Below are 13,996 nucleotides of genomic sequence, written 5' to 3'. Positions count from 1 at the left end.
GTTCACCTATTGTGGAGCTAAGGGGAATCGAACCCCTGACCTTCTCGATGCGAACGAGACGCGCTACCAACTGCGCTATAGCCCCGTGCGGCTCCGGGGAACCGCGCTGTGACACTGTATCAGGCCACCGGTGAAGTCTCCGAATCGGTGGGCTGACCTGCCCGGCTAGTAGTGCTACTCGCCCGCGGCGCGGCGGATGTCGCCACTGGTGCGGGTGCGCAGGGCGCGGGCGGCGGCGGGGTCGAAGGGGTCGAGGTGGTCGAACATGGGGTCATCGTCATCGGGCTCCACGAGTGCGGAGCGGCGGCGGAGGGCACGGGCGGTGTCGCGGTCCATGCTGCCGTGCGGTACGCGGGCGCCGGCTTGGCGTGGGCGGTGGCCTGCGTCGCCGAGCTGCTGGCTGCGGGAGAGGCGGGCGGCCCGCCTGCGGCGGATCTCCTCTTCCATTCGCACCTGCTTGCGCAGATAAGCGAGGTAGCCCACCAGCACGACCGTGGCGAGCCCGGAGGCCCACCACAGCAGCGGGGTGAACACGACCGCGAGGGCGCCGCACAGGATGGCCGCGAGTACGAGGCCGAGCACGGCACGCTGGCGGAAGGTGTAGCGGGCCGCGCGGGCGATGGCGTCGGCCTCAGGGTCGAAGCCGCCGCGGCCGCGGCGCGTGGGAACGAATTCGGGGTCGTCCGAATATGTTTCGTCGTCTTCGTCATGGGCCTGGCGGGCGGGCGTGGTGGAGCGCGCGGGCGGGATTCTGGCCGCGGTCGATTCGGGATGGTATTCGCCCACGCCGTCATCATCGGTCGCCGCGTCGTTCCGCGCAGCGCCTTCGGCGGCTTCGTAGTCATCCGACTCGTAGTCATCCGATTCGTAATCCGCCGATTCGTAGTCATCCGACTCGTAATCCGCCAACTCGTAATCCGATTCGACGGACTCGAGGTCTGCGTCGACTGCCTCGATGTCATCCGATTCGGCGTCAGCGATGTCGAATTCCGCGGACTCGGCGGCCGCGGTGCTGTCTTCCTCGTCAGCCTCGGTGACGGGCTCGTCGGCCGGTGTTGTCATCCGGTCCTCCGCATCATCGCTGTGGGAATACTTTCTCGGTACGCGGCGGGGCCGCCAGTTCGGGTCGGTTTCATGCCCGGCAGCCGGGCCTTTCCTGAGACGTGGTTTGCCGTCGCCACGGTGCAGGACCCTGGTCGCCAGCGCGGCGTCGGTGGTCCGGCGGATTCTCGGGTGGCGGTCGGCGAGAATCGGGAACAGGACGAAGACCCAGAGCACGACCAGACCGATCCACAGGATCGAATTCGGCATCTCGGTCAGCACCTCCGTCCCCGCCTGGGTTTGTCCGGCTCGGCCCGCGAGCGGTGCGTAACACGCCCCGCGTCCGTCCGGTCTCCATCCGATGCAGCGGCTGGACGCCGGTCGCCTCGCAGGCTCCCTGCCGATGGCACAAGACGCACCATCGACGTCCGTAGGCTAATTCCGGGTAGCGGCAAGATCCGGCAGGCGCGCCGTGCACATCCGCCACATCCGTCACATTTCCACCACTCTCATCGCGCCTCGGGAATACTGGCGCGCCGGGTTCACAGCAGGCTGGCCCGCCCCTCCCGAACCAGCCGGTCCAGGACCGTTCCGGCCACCTCCTCGGCGGTCAGGCCGACCAGCAGGTGATCCCGCCACGCACCGTCGACGTCGAGGTAGCGCCGCAGCAGCCCCTCCTCGCGGAACCCGACATTGCGCAGTACCGCCTGGCTGGCCATATTCTCCGGTCGCACGGTCGCCTCGACTCGGTGCAGACCGACCGGTCCGAAGCAATGATCGAGGCCGAGCGCCAGCGCCGCGGTCGCCACCCCCTGTCCGCTGAGGTCCTTGGCGACCCAGTAGCCGATCCAGGCCGAGCGCAGCGCACCGCGCATGATGTTTCCGATGGTCAGCTGCCCGCTGAACGCGCCGTCGACCTCGATCACCAACGGGATCATCGCGCCACGCCGCGCCTCCGCCTTCAGACTCGACCACAGCGAGGGCCAGTTGGACGCGTGGTTGCGCGCCTCCCAGGCACCGCGCCCGGTCGGCTCCCACGGCTCGAGATGTGCCCTGTCGCGCAAACGAATTCGGCTCCACGCCGCCGCGTCGCGCAGCCGCACCGGACGCAAGGTCACCTGTCCCGCCGCGACACCCACCGGACCGAGTCGCGCGGGCCACCCCGGATGCTGCGTGGCCCGGAAGACGTTCATCGCTTCCACGTCTCAGCCACGCTGTGCGAGAAAAGCGACCTGGACCTCGTCGCCGGTGCGAATCTCGATGTCTTCCGGGTCTATCACGATCAGGCTGTTCGCCTCGGCGAGCGTCGCGAGCAGGTGCGAGGACGAGTTCGTGATGCCGAGGGGCTGCACCAGGTAATCGCCGGTCGCCTCGTCGCGCATGAGCTGTGCACGCAGATACCCTTTGCGCCCGGCCATGGAGTTGATCGGCGTGATGGTCCTGGCGCGGATGACCCGGCGCATGGGATGCCTGCGTCCCAACGCGATTCGGATCAGCGGCCGCACCATCACCTCGAAGACCACCAGCGCGCCGACCGGGTTGGACGGCAGCAGAAAGGTCGGCACCTCGTCGCGACCGAGCTTGCCGAAACCTTGCACCGATCCAGGATGCATGGCCACGCGGGTGATTTCGAGTTCCCCCAGCCCTTCGAGCGCCTCACAGACCTGCTCGGAGGCCCAGCCGCCGACCGCACCCGCGATGACGACGACCTCGGAGCGCACCAACTGCCCCTCGACGACGTCGCGCAGTCGGCGCGGATCGGAACTCACGATGCCGACGCGGTTGACGTCCGCGCCGGCGTCCCGCGCGGCCGCGGCCAGCGCGTAGGAGTTCACGTCGTAGACCTGTCCCGGGCCGGGTGTGCGATCGATGTCGATCAACTCGCCGCCGATCGAGATCACCGACAGCCGGGGACGCGGGTGCACCAGCACCTTGTCCTGCCCGACCGCGGCGAGCAGACCCACCTGGGCCGCACCGATGATGGTTCCCGCGCGCACCGCGACGTCGCCCGGCTGCACGTCGTCGCCGACGCGCCGCACGTAGTCACCGGAGCGCACCGGCTCGTACACCTTGATTCTGGACCGCCCGCCGTCGGTGAAGTCCAGCGGAAGCACGGCGTCGGCGAGGGTGGGCATCGGCGCGCCGGTGTCCACCCGAACCGTCTGACGCGGCTGCAGCCGAATCGGCTGACGCGATCCGGCAACCACCTCGCCGACGACGGGGAGCGTCAGGTCGACGAGATCGCCGTCCTCGTTGCGGATGTCGGCTCCCGCGGAGGCGACGTCGACGCTGCGCACCGCGTAACCGTCGATCGCGGCCTGATCGAAGCCGGGCAGCGGCCGCTCGGTGACGACATCCTCGGCGCACAGCAGCCCCTGGGCCTCGGAAATCGCGACCCGGACCGGCCGAGGCGCGACCGCCGCCGCGGTCACCTTGATCTGCTGATCCTCAACCGAGCGCATCCAGCCCTTCCTGATCCTCTCCGCACTCCACCCGACTCCGCCGCATCGTGATCGCGCGGCGCACCCGCGTTCGCGCGCACCGCGGTGAACCCTCATTCGTACCCGATGGTCCACGCTCGGCGAAACCCGACCGAACCGTCGTCAGTCGTAGGTCGTCAGCTGCGGATCCCAGTCCGGACCGAGGCGGTGCTGCAGCCACTCCCGTAGGGCGGGGCCGTATTCCTCACGTTCCAATGCGAAATCGACCGCAGCACGAAGATAACCGCCCGGGTTGCCCAAATCGTGGCGCGACCCACGGTGCACAACGACGTGAACCGGATGTCCCTCGGAGATGAGCAGTGCGACGGCGTCGGTGAGTTGTAGCTCGCCGCCGGCGCCGGGCTCGATGCGGCGCAGCGCATCGAAGATGGCGCGGTCCAAGAGGTACCGGCCGGCGGCGGCGAAGGTCGAGGGCGCCTCGGCGAGGGCAGGCTTCTCCACCATTCCGTTGACGCGCAGCACATTCGGGTTCACGGCGTCGGGCACCGTCGCGACGTCGAACACACCGTAGGCGCTGACCTCGTTCTTCGGTACGTCGATGGCGCACAGCACCGTTCCGCCGCGCTTGCGGCGCACCCGGCTCATCACGTCGAGCACACCGCAGGGCAGCACGAGATCGTCCGGCAGCAACACCGCGATCGCGTCCTCGTCGTCATCGAGGACCTTCTCCGCCTGGGCGACCGCGTGGCCGAGTCCGAGCGGCTCCTCCTGCACGACGGAGGTGACGTCGAGCAGTCCCGGCGCCTTGCGCACCTTCTCCAGCAGGTGGAACTTGCCGCGCTCGGCCAGCGTGCTCTCCAGCACCAGGTCTTCGACGAAGTGCGCGACGACGCCGTCCTTGCCCGGGGAGGTGACGATCACCAGCCGCTCGGCGCCCGAGTTCGCGGCCTCGGTGGCGACCAGTTCGATACCCGGGGTGTCCACCACCGGGAGGAGTTCCTTGGGCACTGTCTTGGTAGCGGGCAGGAACCGTGTTCCGAGCCCGGCCGCGGGCACCACGGCCGTGCGGAAGCACGACACCAACGCGGTGTCACCAGGCTGTCCGGCCTTTGCTGTCATGCGCATACCCTATCCGTCCATCATGCCGCCGGAACGGCATCGCGCCGACCCGGTACCCGGTGAGCCTATGGTGATCACTGTGGAGATGCCCGGCCAGCGCGACAAACATGCATGGCGCGCCGAACTGGTCGCCCGGCGGGCTGTGGTGAGCGCCACGGAACGGGAGCACGAGGCACTCGAATTGGCCGCGGCGGTCGGTACGCTCGGCGCGCGCGAGTGGGTGTGCGCGTACGTGCCGGTCGGGCTGGAGCCTGGGTCGACGGCGATGCTGGAGGCCTTGCGGGCGGGTGGCGCGCAGGTAATGCTGCCGGTCACCGGCCCGCCCGGACCGCTGAGCTGGGCCGAGTACACCGGCGGGGAGACACTGCGCCGGGCGCGCTATGGACTACTGGAACCGACCGGCGCGGTGCTGCCGCCTGCCGCTGTCGGCCGGGCCGAGCTGATCCTGGTCCCCGCTCTCGCGGTCGACCGGCGCGGCGTCCGCCTAGGACGCGGCGCGGGCTACTACGACCGAACCCTGTCGGCCGCACGCTCCGACGCCCGGTTGGTCGCGGTGATAAGGGACGACGAACTCGTCGAGCAACTGCCGGAGGAACCTCATGATCTGCGCATGGGCTGGGTCCTTACTCCGCGCCACGGACTGCGACGACTGGGCGGCGATGTGGCCGCGGAATGAAACATCGATTGGCGATGTTGGCACTGTCGGCTGTAGAGTGCCAGATTGACGAACCCGCGGGAGGATCCTGTGCCAACTTACTCGTATGCGTGCACCCAGTGTGATAACCGCTTCGACATCGTTCAGTCCTTCTCCGACGAGGCACTGAGCGTGTGCTCGGAGTGCTCGGGGAAGCTGCGCAAGCTGTTCAACTCGGTCGGAATCGTCTTCAAGGGCAGCGGCTTCTACCGGACCGACAGCCGCGGCGGCGGCTCCACCGCGAGCGACCCCGCCAAGTCCGACAGCGGCTCGGGCAGTTCATCCTCCGATTCCAGCTCGTCCGCCGATTCCAGCTCGTCGAGCGGCTCCTCCGCCTCGACCAGCACCGCCGTGGCCAGCTGATTCGACGGTTTTCCACAGGCATTCCACTATCCACAACCCGTCGTTGCCCCGCCGGGTCGGCCCCGCACCCGGCCATAAGATCCGGCCATGACTCGCGCACTCGCCGACCTCGGCCGGGGCGGCTGGCACCCGACGTGGCAGCGCCCATCTTGGGCTGACGCCCTGCTCGTCCGACGGCTGCTCGCCGCCGCTCTCGCCGTACTCGCAGCATTCCTTTTCTTCCGCGGCGACCCTGGCGCCGAGCGAACGACGGTCATCGTCGCGGGCCGGGATCTTACGCCGGGACGCCTCCTGGAAGCGGGCGATCTGCGCTCGGCGGCGCGCGAAGCGAGCACACTGCCCGCAGGCACGGTGGCCGATCCGACCGCGCTGATCGGTGCGACACTGACCGGCGCCATGCATCAGGGCGAAGTCTTCACCGACCTGCGCGTCGTCGGTCCACGGCTGGCCGCGGCGGCAACGGGCGCGCGAGACGCCAGGATCGTACCGATCCGGCTGGCCGATACCGCGGTCGCCGAAATCCTGCGCGCGGGCGACCGTGTCGACGTGGTCGGCGCCGAGGAATCGAATGGCCCCGGCACCCGACCGGCCAGAACCCTGGCTGCCGATGCCTCCGTCATCCTGGTCTCCAGCCCTGGCGACGGGCGCGGCGCCGCCGAACGCGTGGTGCTTGTCGCGATGGATGCCGAACATGCGACCGCCGTAGCCGTCGCCTCGCTGCGCACGGCGCTCACCGTCGTCTTCCATTGACCGAGGACATACCGATCAGTCAAGTTAACCCGCAATTTGCTATATGGATCATCTAGCATCTGAAATACCGGCAGGCGGGGCCGCCGAGCACAACTGGTCAGCTCCATACAAAGAGGAGACATCGGCAATGCTCAAGGGTTTCAAGGAGTTTCTCTTCCGCGGAAATGTCATCGACTTGGTGGTTTCTGTGGTCATAGGCATCGCGTTCGTCGCGATCATCACCGCGTTCACGAATGCCGTCATCAACCCGATTCTCGCCGTCTTCTACGGCAATGACGAGAAACATATCGGTTTCTGGCTGGTTGCCGACAACCCGGAGACGTTCGTTCAGATCGGTCCGATCATCACGGCTGTGCTCAACTTCCTCATCATCGCCGCAGTGCTGTACCTCATGCTCGCGCTCCCCGCGACGCACTTGAAGAAGCGGTTCCGGCCCGACGACACCACACTCACCGATTCGGAGGTGCTGATTCAGATCCGCGATCTGCTCACCGAGAGCCAGACCAGCGGGGGCGGACGGCACGAGTTCTGAAATTCCTGCGCCCCAGGAAGCAACGGGCCCGTCGCGATAGCGACGGGCCCGTTCGCGTGGGGTGGCGTTCGGCGCTCAGCCGAGGCTGAACGGCGCTCCCCACAGCGTCACCCAGGTGATGACGTTTTCGGTCTCCACTTCGACGCTGACGAATGCCCGCGCCTGCGCATAACCACCACAGCCGGACAGACCGATGGTCTCGTCCGCCCAGGTGACCGAGCCACTGTCGCCCCTGAACCGGATGCGCTTCTTGTGCGACTCATTGCCGAAGTCGTCCGACTGCTCGAGATCGAGCACGTAGAACGACCTGGCCTGGCCGGGGCCGAGCGTAAGATTGCCGCCCGTGTTCGCCCCGGCACTCGGCCTCACGTTCTGCCCATCGCTCCTGACACCGCCGTCGACACCGCCGGTCGCGCCGCCGCCCGCGATATTGACCTGACAACCCACGGTATAGCCGGGAAAGATGGACCCGCCTGCCGCGCCGGACAACTCGACCTGAGCGCTACCGGACACCCACGCGTTGCGGTGCACCGGCGTCGCGCCGAGAGACGGGCTGATGGTGGCGGACTCGCCGACCAGACGAATCGTCACCACGGTGCCGTCGGACAGCGTCTTGGTGACCTCGCCGCCCGGGAGGGGGACGAAGGTGTCGGCGTTGGCCGGGCCGGTCGACAGCAGACTCATAGCGATGACCGCAGACGCGCACAGCCCGGCCGCGCGCGCCAGCTTCGTACGATCGATCATGACGTCGTTACCCTTCGAGGATTGAGTTCGCTTCAGCGAAAAGAGATTTCACAGATACTACCGACGTCGGTCGATGCTGAACGCATCCCGTCGAGGGTGTCCGAGCGAACGGTAGATCAGGGCGCGTCCACAGCTGCCCGCCCCAGGCGGTCGAGGCGGACATGTCCCGCCAGAGCCGACAGCACCTCGAATGTTCTCTCCGCCAAGTGATCTGCTTGCGATCCCTATTTCTCGAAATTCGGGCAAACAGTGCCATACGGTGTCAACCGGACTTTTCGGGAATTTCGAGCAAGTTGTGTCGAAACGCAAGCGATGCCGTTAGCATCGCGGGTGATGTTCTGTGGCAATCTTTTTCACATGGAAATGGGCCCGTCGCAGCTGCGACGGGCCCATTTCCTTGGTGCCCGCGGGTCTTTCACCCGCGTTGGATCAGCCGAGGCTGAAGGGCTGACCCCACAGCGTCACCCAGGTGATGACGTTGTCGGTCTCGACCTCGACGCTGACGAACGCCCGTGCTTGCGCGTAGCCGCCACAGCCGGACAGGCCGATGGTCTCGTCGGACCAGGTGACCGAGCCACTGGTGCCCTTGAAGGCGTTGCGGGTCTTGTGCGCCTCGTTGCCGTAGTCGTCGGGCTGCTCGAGATCGAGGACGTAGAAGGACTTCGCCTGGCCGGGTCCGAGCGTCAGGTTGCCGCCGGAGTTGGCGCCGACGCCGCCGGTGACATTCTGGCCGTCGCTCCAGTCCATGTTCCCGTCGACACCACCGGTGGCACCGCCACCGGCGATGTTGACCTGGCAGCCCACGGTGTAGCCGGGGAAGATCTTGCCGCCGGCCGTGCCGGACAGCTCGACCTGGGCGCTACCGGACACCCACGCGTTGCGGTGCACCGGCGTGTCGCCCAGGGACGGGTTGATGTTGGCCGACTCGCCGACGAGACGAATCGTCACCACGGTGCCGTCGGACAGTGTCTTGGTGAGCTCGCCGCCCGGCAGGGGGACGAAGGTGTCGGCATTGGCCGCACCGGTGGAGAACAGGCCCATGGCGATGGTGGCAGCGGCGCCGACACCGGCCATCCGTGCCAACTTCTTACGGTTGATCATGCTTGGTACCCCTCGAGGGTTGAGTCCGCTTCAGCGGGAAGATCGTTCGTTTGGATTCGACAGACGTCAGCCGATGCTGAAGGGCATCCCATAGAGGGTGGTCTTCGAGTAGTGGTCGCCGATGATCTCGACAACCGTGTAGGCACGCGCCTGCGCGTAGCCCGCGCAGCCCTGGATCTGGATCTCGGCGTCCTGGTACTCGACGGAGTAAACACCCGGCTTGAGAATGTCCTTGTAGTCGATCTGAACGAACTTGACCTCACCGGGGCCGAGGTTGAGACCGATCGAGCCACCGGCGCTGGCACCGCTGAGGTTGACGCTACCGGACACACCCGCGGAGATCGCATCGTCGGCGATGCTGACCTGGCAGCCGACGACGTAGCCGGTGCTCAGCTGAGACGCGCCGTGGGTCGAGGAGTTGTTGGTACCGGGGCCCCCGGCCGGACCGTTGTTGGGTCCGACGGTGCCTTCCGGCGTGACGGAGACATCGGCAGCGGCGTTGCCCGACACCCAGACGACGCGACCAGCGCCGTTTGCGGCCATAGAGGGCGAAATAAGGGCACGCTCTCCCGTCCGGGTGATCGTCACGCCAGGCCCCGCCTTCTGGCCGTCCGGCAACGGCACGAAGGTATCGGCGTTGGCAGCGCCCGTCGAAAGCAGGCCCATGGCAACGGCCGCGGCAGCGCCGATGCCCGCGACGCGGGCACCGCGGCGCACACCAATGGTGCGGTTCTCGCTCATACTTCCCCTCATCAGGTTTAAAACAATCAACCTCGACCATCGAGGCTGGACAGTGGTCCTCTCAGGCCCAGCTCAGTGTGTCGCTCCTTTGTTGCCGACATGTAACCAGCTGTAATTTCGGCGCGACGGCCCAGGTGGCAGTGGAACCGAGCCGGGTCCCGCCAGACCGCCACGCACGCGCGGTACCCAAGCCTTCGGGGTCCAGTGGTGGTGACTCGATGGCGAACATTAAACGCTCGGCAACCACACTGCAATGTGAGCTTTCATAATGTTCCACGTGACGTAGATCACAGTTGCGAACATCTGAATATGGTTTGACGTGCATAGATAAAAGACTGGTACCCCGAGGCGGACACATTCAATCGGGAATCAACACAGAAGTGCCAGCGATCAGTAGCGACCCAGGTTCGAAAAGATTTCGCCGCAATTACTTTGATTCGGAAGTAATCTCGGGTCGATCACGACATCGGGAGCGCGCAAATACGTAGCTACTACGTAGATAACTGGGCTCAACCGTGATGCGGAGGCACCTGAGCGCGCAGCCAGTCGTCGGAGGACCGGCCGTCGTCGCGGTCGTCGCTCGTGGTCTCGGGGAGAGCGTCACCGAAAATCTTGGCGAGACGCGCGGCATCCCTCGCCCGGCGGGCCGCCGGGCGAGGGTCGTCGGAGGGGGTGGCAGCCGCGATTATTCGACCAATCCGGACAGCTCACCGATCACCTTGCTGGCGAGCGGCCCGAGCGTGGCCATACCGTCGCGAATCGCGGAGCGAGTGCCAGGCAGATTGACCACCAGCGTGCTTCCGGATACGCCTGCCACCCCACGGGACAGACCGGCGTCCAGCGAACCCGCGACCCGGCCGGAGGAGCGCAGCGCCTCACTGATTCCCGGCAGCTCACGGTCGAGTACTTGCGAGGTGGCCTCCGGCGTGACGTCGCGCGGGGACATGCCTGTGCCGCCGACCGAGATCACCAAGTCGACACCGCCGATCACCGCGGTGTTGAGCGCGTTGCGGATCTCCACCTCATCGGCCTGCACCGACACCGACGCGTCCACGAGGAAACCCGCCTCGGTGAGCAGCTCGGTGACCAGCGGGCCGAGCGAGTCAACACCTCCATGCGCCGTTCGATCGTCGACGACCACCACCAGAGCACGCCCCGCCACAGGAGCATCGATTTCCATGCTGCTCACCGTAGCGCCTGCGTCGAACAGCTCGGCGGCCGCGCCGAGAACGTCGGCGTCGGCCTCGACCAACTGGGCGCGCCCACCGGGCAGCACTCGCATCATCGGCCACCGTCCGCGGGCGCGCCGGTGAGGGTGACCTCGACCGTCTTGGAGTTGTTGCCTTGTTCGTCGGTGTAGGTGATCTTCACCTTGTCTCCTGGTTGGTGGGAGCGGACCGCGGCGACCAGAGCGTTCCCGGAATCGATCGGCCGGTCGTCGACCTTCGTGACGATCGAGCCCGCGGGGATACCCGCTTTGGCGGCCGGGCCGTCGGGCGTGGGCTCCAGCACCCTGGCACCGGTGACGGTGTCCTGCGGCCGGATCTTGATGCCGATCTGCGCATAGGTCGCGTGGCCGGTCTTGATCAGCTCGTCGGCGACCCGCCGGGCCTGGTCCACCGGGATGGCGAAGCCGAGGCCGATGGAGCCACTCTGCTGTCCACTCGTCTCGTCGGCACCAAGGCTGGCGATGGCGGTGTTGATGCCGATCAGCTTGCCGCTGCCATCGACGAGGGCACCGCCGGAGTTGCCCGGGTTGATCGCGGCGTCGGTCTGGACAGCGTCGATCACCGGCTGCACCGCCGTCGGGTTCTGGTCGCCCGCGCCCATGGTCGAAACCGGACGGTTCAGCGCCGACACGATGCCGGTGGTGACCGTGCCCGCCAAGCCGAGCGGCGAGCCGATCGCGACGACCGGCTGGCCGACCTGCAGGGTCGCCGATGTGCCCAACTCGATCGGGGTCAGACCGGACTTGCCTGATACCTTGACGACGGCCAGGTCGGAGACCGGATCGGCGCCGACCAGCGTCGCAGGTGCGGTGCTGCCGTCGGAGAACCTGACCTCCATCTTGGCGTTCGGGCCGCCCCCCGCGGCCACGTGGTTGTTCGTCAGGACGAGTCCGTCGGAGGACAGCACCACCCCGGAGCCCTCGCCTTCCGCCCTGCTGCTCGCCACCTTGATCATGACCACGCTCGGCAGTACCTTCTGCGCGACCGCCTGGGTGGATCCGGCCGGGGCGTTGGAGACATTGCCGATGTTCGGCTTCGGCGCGTCCAACGCGTTGGCGACCGGTGCGCGGCCGTCATCGCCGCGGGTACTCAGCGCGCCGACCGCGCCGCCCAGGCCACCGCTGACCAGAGCGAGCGCTACGGCGCCGACGACGAGGCCGGTGCGGAACGGGCGGGGCGGAACGGCGGGATGGGCACCGTAGACAGCACCCCTCGATGGGTCGAAGGGGGCGGCGTACTGCGGGCGCGGGAACTGCTGGGTCGGATCGTGCTGCGGCGGATAGTGCGCCTGCGAGCCATAACCGTGGCTGTGCGCCTCCTGCGGCTTGAATACTCCGCCCTGCGGCGCGTCTCCGGTCGCACCACCGAACGGGGCGTCTGTCGGCGCGCCGTGGATCTGCTCGGTAGGCCGGTGGTCCTTTCCGGCGTTCGCCGTCCCCAGCTCCTCCCGGCGATCCTTCGAATCCTCGGTCATGGACTCCTCGTTTCTGCTCACGTCTGCCCACCAGCTTGGCTACGACGACTGAGAACGGACTGAGACCGCGCTTTCAGTTCTCCGAGATCTGTCCGTGCGTCCCGGGGGCCCACCGGACGACAGAACCATCGGCAAGCCCTCATCCCGTCGGAAAGTACGATACGCAGATCCGGAGCCACAGCCCCGATCGCGTTCCCCGCCTCGGCGCTACGGCGACACGGCGTGGCGAAAGCAAATCTCGGGTCGATCCCTGAAATATCTTACTTTCGGTAAATATTGAATGCTGACCTGACTCATCGCGGTAGAAATTGGCCACCTCGACACTTCCGTTCCGCCGCGACGAGCTCGTGCAGACCGCCTGACGCGATTCGCCTTGTCACTCGGACGCGGGTGCCCCGGCCTCACCCGGCAGCACGATCCGGACCAATGTGCCACCGCGATCCGAGGTATCGATGGCAATCGTGCCGCCGTGTTTTGTCACCACCTGCTTCACGATCGCCAAGCCGAGACCGGAACCCGGCAGCGACCGCGACGACGTGGTCCGATAGAAACGCTCGAACACCAACTCACGCTCCCCCGAGGGAATTCCGGGACCGGCGTCATCGATGGACAACTCGAGCAGACCCGGACCGGTCTCGCGCATACCGACGCGGACCGGCGCACCGATGGGGTTCCACTTCGCCGCGTTGTCGAGGACGTTGAGCACCGCGCGCTCCAGACCGGCATCGTGCCCATAGACGAACCAAGGGCGCAGTTCCGCGACGAACTCGATTCCGGTCCGACGGCGCCGGGCGCGCTCCAGTGCGCGCTCCACCACCTCCCCGAGATCCACGCGCTCATAGACGGTTTCCGGTGCGTCTTCGCGAGCGAGGTCGACCAGGTCGCCCACCAGCGTCGACAACTCTTCGATCTGGGCGATGACATCCGAGCGCAATCCGGCCATATCCTCGTCCGGTATTCGAGGCGCGCCCGGACGACCCGCTGCGATGAGCAGCTCCATATTCGTACGCAATGACGTCAGCGGCGTACGTAATTCGTGCCCGGCATCGGCGACCAGCCTGCGCTGCCGATCACGCGACTCGGTCAATGCGCGCAACATGGTATTGAAACTTTCGGTGAGTCGGGCGAGTTCGTCATCTCCGGTCACCGGGATCGGCGTGAGATCGTCAGTTCGCGCGACCCGCTCGGTCGCCGCGGTCAACCGTCCGATCGGGCGCAATCCGGTGCGGCCGACGGCAGTGCCTGCCGCGGCGGCCAACACGACACCGCAACCGCCGACCACGAAAAGCAACCAGGCGAGCCGGTCGAGCACCTCCCGGGTCGGATCCAGCCGCTGGGAGATAACCAACGTCGCACCGAGGTTGGTCCGGACAGCCAGCACGCGCTGGTTGCCGACCGTTCGCAGCGACGAACTCGCCTCGCCGTGGGCCACCTCGAGTTCCTGCGAGCCCACCGGCGGATCGGTCGATTGCGGCGGCGAATACGGCTTGAGGTCGGGAAAGATCAGTGCGATGCCGGTGTCGTTGTAGAAAGCGGTGGCGACCATCAGATTCTGGATATTGAATCCGTACGGGTTACTGGCGATCACGGCGCTGGCCCGGTTACGCAGCTGGGCGTCCACGTCGGCGTACAACGCTCGCGCCACCAAGGCGTAGGCCGCGATCGAGGTCACCGCCACCGCGATCGCCACGACGGAGGCGGCGAGCAGGGTGACCCGCCAGCGCAGCGAGATCGAGCTGGTCAGCGGCATCGGCGGCCGCATGTCGG

Annotated in this window: 15 protein-coding genes and 1 tRNA gene; 4 read left to right on the top strand and 12 right to left on the bottom strand. The window is 67.0% G+C overall.

What is annotated here, in order from left to right; all coding sequences use genetic code 11:
• Positions 1-12: 12 nt before the first annotated feature.
• The 5 genes from AB0H00_RS25400 to AB0H00_RS25380 all read right to left on the bottom strand — a co-directional run bounded on the left by AB0H00_RS25400 (position 13) and on the right by AB0H00_RS25380 (position 4,601).
• Positions 13-85, bottom strand: a tRNA-Ala gene (locus AB0H00_RS25400).
• An 89-nt stretch (positions 86-174) separates the two neighbouring features.
• Positions 175-1,311, bottom strand: coding sequence for a gephyrin-like molybdotransferase receptor GlpR (gene glpR / locus AB0H00_RS25395; protein WP_357270843.1), 1,137 nt, complete (start codon positions 1,309-1,311; stop codon positions 175-177).
• A 272-nt stretch (positions 1,312-1,583) separates the two neighbouring features.
• Complete coding sequence (locus AB0H00_RS25390) at positions 1,584-2,234, bottom strand: GNAT family protein (RefSeq protein WP_357270840.1); 651 nt, start codon at positions 2,232-2,234, stop codon at positions 1,584-1,586.
• 12 nt (positions 2,235-2,246) lie between these two features.
• Positions 2,247-3,503, bottom strand: coding sequence for a gephyrin-like molybdotransferase Glp (gene glp, locus AB0H00_RS25385; protein WP_357270837.1), 1,257 nt, complete (start codon positions 3,501-3,503; stop codon positions 2,247-2,249).
• 141 nt (positions 3,504-3,644) lie between these two features.
• A complete protein-coding gene (locus AB0H00_RS25380; protein WP_357270834.1) occupies positions 3,645-4,601 on the bottom strand; it encodes a UTP--glucose-1-phosphate uridylyltransferase in 957 nt (318 codons plus the stop codon).
• Between the two features lie 67 nt (positions 4,602-4,668).
• On the opposite strand from AB0H00_RS25380, the gene AB0H00_RS25375 reads away from it, so the two are divergent.
• From AB0H00_RS25375 to mscL, 4 genes are all read left to right on the top strand, one after another.
• Entirely contained in the window at positions 4,669-5,277 is a 609-nt protein-coding gene (locus AB0H00_RS25375) for a 5-formyltetrahydrofolate cyclo-ligase (protein WP_357270831.1), read from the top strand.
• A 69-nt stretch (positions 5,278-5,346) separates the two neighbouring features.
• The gene (locus AB0H00_RS25370) at positions 5,347-5,658 is read left to right on the top strand and encodes an FmdB family zinc ribbon protein (protein ID WP_357270828.1); all 312 of its coding nucleotides are present in this window, start codon (positions 5,347-5,349) and stop codon (positions 5,656-5,658) included.
• 87 nt (positions 5,659-5,745) lie between these two features.
• The gene (locus AB0H00_RS25365; RefSeq protein ID WP_357270825.1) at positions 5,746-6,408 is read left to right on the top strand and encodes an SAF domain-containing protein; all 663 of its coding nucleotides are present in this window, start codon (positions 5,746-5,748) and stop codon (positions 6,406-6,408) included.
• A gap of 127 nt (positions 6,409-6,535) precedes the next feature.
• A complete protein-coding gene (gene mscL / locus AB0H00_RS25360; protein ID WP_357270822.1) occupies positions 6,536-6,940 on the top strand; it encodes a large conductance mechanosensitive channel protein MscL in 405 nt (134 codons plus the stop codon).
• Positions 6,941-7,015: 75 nt separating this feature from the next.
• Here mscL and AB0H00_RS25355 read toward each other — a convergent pair whose 3' ends face one another.
• The 7 genes from AB0H00_RS25355 to AB0H00_RS25325 all read right to left on the bottom strand — a co-directional run bounded on the left by AB0H00_RS25355 (position 7,016) and on the right by AB0H00_RS25325 (position 13,991).
• Complete coding sequence (locus AB0H00_RS25355) at positions 7,016-7,684, bottom strand: MspA family porin (protein ID WP_357270819.1); 669 nt, start codon at positions 7,682-7,684, stop codon at positions 7,016-7,018.
• A gap of 429 nt (positions 7,685-8,113) precedes the next feature.
• Positions 8,114-8,785 (bottom strand): MspA family porin, encoded by a 672-nt coding sequence (locus AB0H00_RS25350; protein ID WP_357270817.1) that lies wholly within the window; start codon positions 8,783-8,785, stop codon positions 8,114-8,116.
• Between the two features lie 66 nt (positions 8,786-8,851).
• Positions 8,852-9,526, bottom strand: coding sequence for an MspA family porin (locus AB0H00_RS25345; RefSeq protein ID WP_357270814.1), 675 nt, complete (start codon positions 9,524-9,526; stop codon positions 8,852-8,854).
• 509 nt (positions 9,527-10,035) lie between these two features.
• Positions 10,036-10,215 (bottom strand): hypothetical protein, encoded by a 180-nt coding sequence (locus tag AB0H00_RS25340; RefSeq protein WP_357270907.1) that lies wholly within the window; start codon positions 10,213-10,215, stop codon positions 10,036-10,038.
• Positions 10,212-10,706 (bottom strand): MogA/MoaB family molybdenum cofactor biosynthesis protein, encoded by a 495-nt coding sequence (locus AB0H00_RS25335; RefSeq protein WP_357270904.1) that lies wholly within the window; start codon positions 10,704-10,706, stop codon positions 10,212-10,214. Before AB0H00_RS25335 ends, AB0H00_RS25340 begins: the two co-directional genes overlap by 4 nt.
• A 101-nt stretch (positions 10,707-10,807) precedes the next feature.
• Positions 10,808-12,229, bottom strand: a complete 1,422-nt coding sequence (locus AB0H00_RS25330) for a trypsin-like peptidase domain-containing protein (protein WP_357270811.1) — start codon at positions 12,227-12,229, stop codon at positions 10,808-10,810.
• A 376-nt stretch (positions 12,230-12,605) separates the two neighbouring features.
• Complete coding sequence (locus AB0H00_RS25325; protein WP_357270901.1) at positions 12,606-13,991, bottom strand: HAMP domain-containing sensor histidine kinase; 1,386 nt, start codon at positions 13,989-13,991, stop codon at positions 12,606-12,608.
• Positions 13,992-13,996: the final 5 nt, after the last annotated feature.

The sequence above is a fragment of the Nocardia sp. NPDC023852 genome, from assembly GCF_040639505.1.
Lineage (GTDB): Bacteria > Actinomycetota > Actinomycetes > Mycobacteriales > Mycobacteriaceae > Nocardia.
The sequence above is the reverse complement of the archived record's forward strand: the minus strand, read 5'-3'. Positions and strand labels throughout refer to the sequence as shown.